We start from the raw sequence: 4,438 nt of genomic DNA on the forward strand, positions 1-4,438 counted from the left end.
ATGAGTGTAAAGATACACAAAAACCCCGAAGCATGGACTTTTTTTAAGTGTCCACGATTCGGGGTACAGTTCAATTAGAAACCGCTAGGTTTTTTTACTTAGGAATTTTTCATTTCAAATGGTCTGTTAGGGTGTTAAATGGTGAGTGGTTCAATTTAATAAAAAATAATAAAAACCAAACAAATATTTGTTTGGTTTTTATTATTTTACATCGAGAGAGGCAATCTATTTCAAGTATCTATATTGCTTTATATAAATAAACTTTCCAAGCGGATGTGTTTGATGTAAATATTTTTTCAAGAGATAAATTGTTTTCTGCTGCATTTTCAATTGGGACAGCAGAAAATATGTAACGACCACCCATTTTTTTGAAATGCTCTATATTTAGTTCTACATTTTTCAAGCGTTTGTTCGAGTTTTTTGTAAACATATAGTGTTTTCCAAGTTCATCGGTGAAAATATAACAGCGGCCACCCCATTCGTCAAAATACGTACGAAGCGTTTCATTCTTCGCTAGTTCCTTCTCGATTATTTTTCGAAATTCATATTTATACGATAAAGGATAAAAATTATTATATGTATCAAGTGTATAGAATCCATTGTACTGAGCGATAGCAGGATGTAAACCAATACTAGCGACACGGTACTGTTCCAAAGGTAAATCGATATACTCTTTTATCTCCTGGAATTGTTCTTCTGCAAAAAATTCCTTTACTGAAGGTTTATTTTGAAAAATAATTTCCTCATTAAAAAAGCTTAACAAAATAATTTGAGCAATCACAAAACCTGTTACAGCGTGTCTCCATATTTTCCCTTGTAACCATAAAACTTTTAATCCAAGAGCGAATAAAACATAAATAACTAACGGGCGCAAAAAATGATAACGTGCAAAATTAAATGTATCCAAAATGTGAAAACGTTTTGTTAATGGAAGCCAACCTTTATAAAACCAAAAAGCATACCAAATTGACAAAGCTATGTTAAACCAGAACAAAAAGACAAAGACTTTTTCTTGCTTCCATTGTTTCTTAGTAATGATAAAATACAAAGCAATAAGTATGACAGGTAAAATAACAAATATATGGACTGTCATGACATGGGTATGTCCTAAAAGAAAATTTTTCACTGTGAGGCGGAGAGACCGCCATAACGATAATCTTGCATGAAAATATTCGTCTCTACTGTTAGGTGCAGTAGATAAAAAGAAGGAAGATACTAAGCGATATTCTACAATCATGTAAATGAGCGTCATATAAATAATTGAAAAAAGAAAACGAAAGTTCCATTCTTTTTTTATTACTAAGTCTACTAACCAAAGAACCCCTATGCCGCTTAAAAAAAAGAAAAAACCTAAAACAATACTCGAATATAGAGGAATAAGAGTAAGTACAAAATAGTTCTTCCACGATCTTTCTCCTTTTCGAATATTTAAAAATGCCCAAAGTGCAAGAGGCATTCCGAGAGTACTAAGCATTCCTGACGGCCAGAAAGGAGTAAGAGCAAAAGCTAATGAAACTCCTATTGAATTGACCCTCCATTCCTCTCTAGGTAAAAAATGTTGTTTTAAAAGAACATACATCCCTATAAACGCAACCACTCTTGTAATCGTTTGACTCAATGCATATGCAACCATATTTGGAAAAAAAGCATACAACCAAACAATACCACTAAATTCCGTACTAAATGCGTTTCTTGACAATTGATTGTTTATCACCTGTGGAATTGTAGCATCAATCGGACCTATTATCTCTCCGCTCCTTGCCAAAACCTTATACCAGGACAAATTGGAATCAAGATTATCATGAACGCGAATATGCGCATTTTCTCCAAGAATAAATAAAGGAGACAAATAAAGAATGAGTATAATTGCTGCAAAAACAAGTAACTTTAATTCTTTGTTATTCTGGTTTAAAAACATTGAATGCACCTCAAGAAATTTAAAAAAAGTTTATTTATAAAATTTCCTAAACGAAAGAAATTATCCCTGGGTGATCAAATTGCTATAAGTTTAAATGTGAAATAGGAGGGAGAAACATCGGATGAAAATGGTATTATTTTGTGACCTTGATTAGTTTTATAAAAAAGAAAAGTCTATTCTTATTGTTAAAGGAAGGAACGATATATTACGGAGAAGATTTTGTCGTATAAAAAAGAATACTACCAATTTGCGTAGCTCCTAGTTTATTGGTATCATCTTCTTTTTGTAGGGAAAGAAATGTAAAAGCTGAGAATAATAATACTATGCAACAATTTATAGAAATTAAAAAAGGAGTTAACGGCTAAGTGGCTCAAAGACTAGATTGCAGTCATTATTTAATCTAAATAAAGAAAAGAATTATGGCAGTGAAATACACGTACTATAATTCTTTTTAGTATATTTAAGATCTATTTATTTTGTTCTTATCGTATACAGCTATATCCTCTTCTATATTCACAGTCTCTTCTACAATATAAATTGGTCGATTCTTACTTTCGTCATAAATACGAGCGATATACTGACTGACAATACCAAGACTAAGCAGTTGCACACCACTGAAGAATGTGATAGCAACCATAAGAGAAGCCCACCCAGTTTGAATGTCTTGTCCAACAATTTTAACAATAACTGAGTATATCAAGACTACAATAGAAATCAATACAGAGATTAAACCTAAAGTCATAACCATTCTTAGTGGCTTTGTGGAAAATGCAATAATACCATCTGAGGCAAATTTCATCATTTTCTTTAATGGATATTTTGTTTCACCCGCAAAACGTTCATTTCTTGCGTATTCAATATATGTTTGGCGGAATCCAATCCAGGACATCATTCCACGTACGAAACGATTTCGTTCTGTCATTTGTTTGAATACATCTGCTACTTTACAATCAATAAGACGGAAGTCACCTGTGTCTTTAGGAATATTAATATCAGACATGAAATTTAAGAAGCGGTAGAAATATTTAGCTGTTACAAGTTTAAACCAAGTTTCACCGTCACGCCGTTTTCTCTTCGCGTAAACAACCTCATAACCTTCTTCCCATTTTGCGATAAGTTCTGGAATGACTTCAGGTGGATCCTGTAAATCAGCATCAATGATTACGATAGCATCACCTTTGGCAACATCAATTCCTGCTGTTACAGCTATTTGATGTCCAAAATTACGAGCAAAGTTTATGATTTTAGCACGAGAATCTTCGGCTGAAATACCTTTTAAAATTTCCATCGTCCGATCGGTACTACCATCATTTACAAAGATAAATTCATAATTAATATTATTTTGTAGCATAACAGACTTTAAGCAATTATAACATTCTTGTGCTACTTCTTCTTCAAAATACATAGGAACGATAATTGAAATAAGTTTCTCCAAGCTTTTACCCTCCTTGTAGTAGGAATATATATTAAATTATTGCAAATGATTTTGTTTGTTGAATGTCCAAGGTTTATTAAGGAAAAAATTCATTATCATACCAACACTGATAGAAAAAAGTTGTGAGATAAACTTATTGATAAAAAGTTTATCAACTAATATGAATAAATTTAATTGTATTAAAAGTTAATACAATTAAATTTACGGTTAGGAATTTCAAAAATAATGATATCTCTTTATTTTTGAATTCAAAAACCCAATTTTTATTCCAATAATAACTGTTAATAACACCAATTAAATAAGCAAAGCAGTTAGCGGTAAGGTAATTGATACCAACTTTAACCAAAGCTATGTAGCTAATAATTGTGATAAGTGTATTTAATATTCCTATCAAGCTAAACTTTAAAAACTTCTTCATAATGTAGTATCCTCATTTTTATAAAAGATATAAAAATATATAATGATAATTTGCAGTTTTTTGTATAAATCAATGATTACTTTAAGGATGTATTAAGGATCACCATTTCAAAAAGAAGATTGTACGTTTAGACATAAATTAACCGGTTCCCTGTAAGATAAAGAACCGGCTATCTATTTACTGTTGTTTTGATGGGATTTTTGTCTTGTAATGGTGATGATTATTAGTTTGGTTACCATGTCTCTTTTGGTTGTTAGGTGTAATTTCATCAGCAAATTCCATATTTGCTAAGTTTACTTTGGATGGAATAAATGTTCTTGTTTTATTTTGAAAACCTTGGAACTTATGTTTTATCGGTCTCATCATACTTGAATTACATGTTGCTAATAACCCTAAAACTGTTCCTAATCCTAGTAAAGAAGCCCAAATCCATCCTTTATTGTTCTTCTTTTTATTTCCGAATAACTCAAGCATTTGTTGGATTATTTTTCTAGAATTCAATGATGACATCAAGAAGTTAAGAATATTGGTTCTGGTGCAAAAACTTTAATATACGTGTAAGTAATCTCTAACACTTGGACATACTGATACTATTACTCTAGAAAAGGTGTGATCGGTATGGCAAAGGAACATGTATTCAAGTGGAAACATTATCAGCCTGATGTTA

Annotated in this window: 3 protein-coding genes and 1 pseudogene; all 4 read right to left on the bottom strand. The window is 31.3% G+C overall.

What is annotated here, in order from left to right:
* Positions 1-238: 238 nt before the first annotated feature.
* The 4 genes and pseudogenes from JDS96_RS29700 to JDS96_RS29715 all read right to left on the bottom strand — a co-directional run bounded on the left by JDS96_RS29700 (position 239) and on the right by JDS96_RS29715 (position 4,281).
* A complete protein-coding gene (locus JDS96_RS29700; protein WP_199668992.1) occupies positions 239-1,918 on the bottom strand; it encodes a DUF6044 family protein in 1,680 nt (559 codons plus the stop codon).
* A gap of 460 nt (positions 1,919-2,378) precedes the next feature.
* Positions 2,379-3,353: a glycosyltransferase family 2 protein gene (locus JDS96_RS29705; RefSeq protein ID WP_199668993.1), complete on the bottom strand. Its 975-nt coding sequence runs from the start codon at positions 3,351-3,353 to the stop codon at positions 2,379-2,381.
* 36 nt (positions 3,354-3,389) lie between these two features.
* Positions 3,390-3,771 (bottom strand): annotated as a pseudogene (locus JDS96_RS29710) (GtrA family protein).
* Between the two features lie 177 nt (positions 3,772-3,948).
* Positions 3,949-4,281: a hypothetical protein gene (locus tag JDS96_RS29715; RefSeq protein WP_199668994.1), complete on the bottom strand. Its 333-nt coding sequence runs from the start codon at positions 4,279-4,281 to the stop codon at positions 3,949-3,951.
* Between the last annotated feature and the right edge of the window lie 157 nt (positions 4,282-4,438).

It is taken from the genome of Bacillus cereus group sp. N21 (assembly GCF_016483395.1).
Taxonomy (GTDB): Bacteria; Bacillota; Bacilli; order Bacillales; family Bacillaceae_G; genus Bacillus_A; species Bacillus_A pseudomycoides.

What these genes read in the sequence shown, in the direction of transcription:
- JDS96_RS29700 (WP_199668992.1), bottom strand. Translation starts at nt 1,918, where the DNA reads ATGTTTTTAAACCAGAATAACAAAGAATTAAAGTTACTTGTTTTTGCA.
- JDS96_RS29715 (WP_199668994.1), bottom strand. Translation starts at nt 4,281, where the DNA reads ATGTCATCATTGAATTCTAGAAAAATAATCCAACAAATGCTTGAGTTA.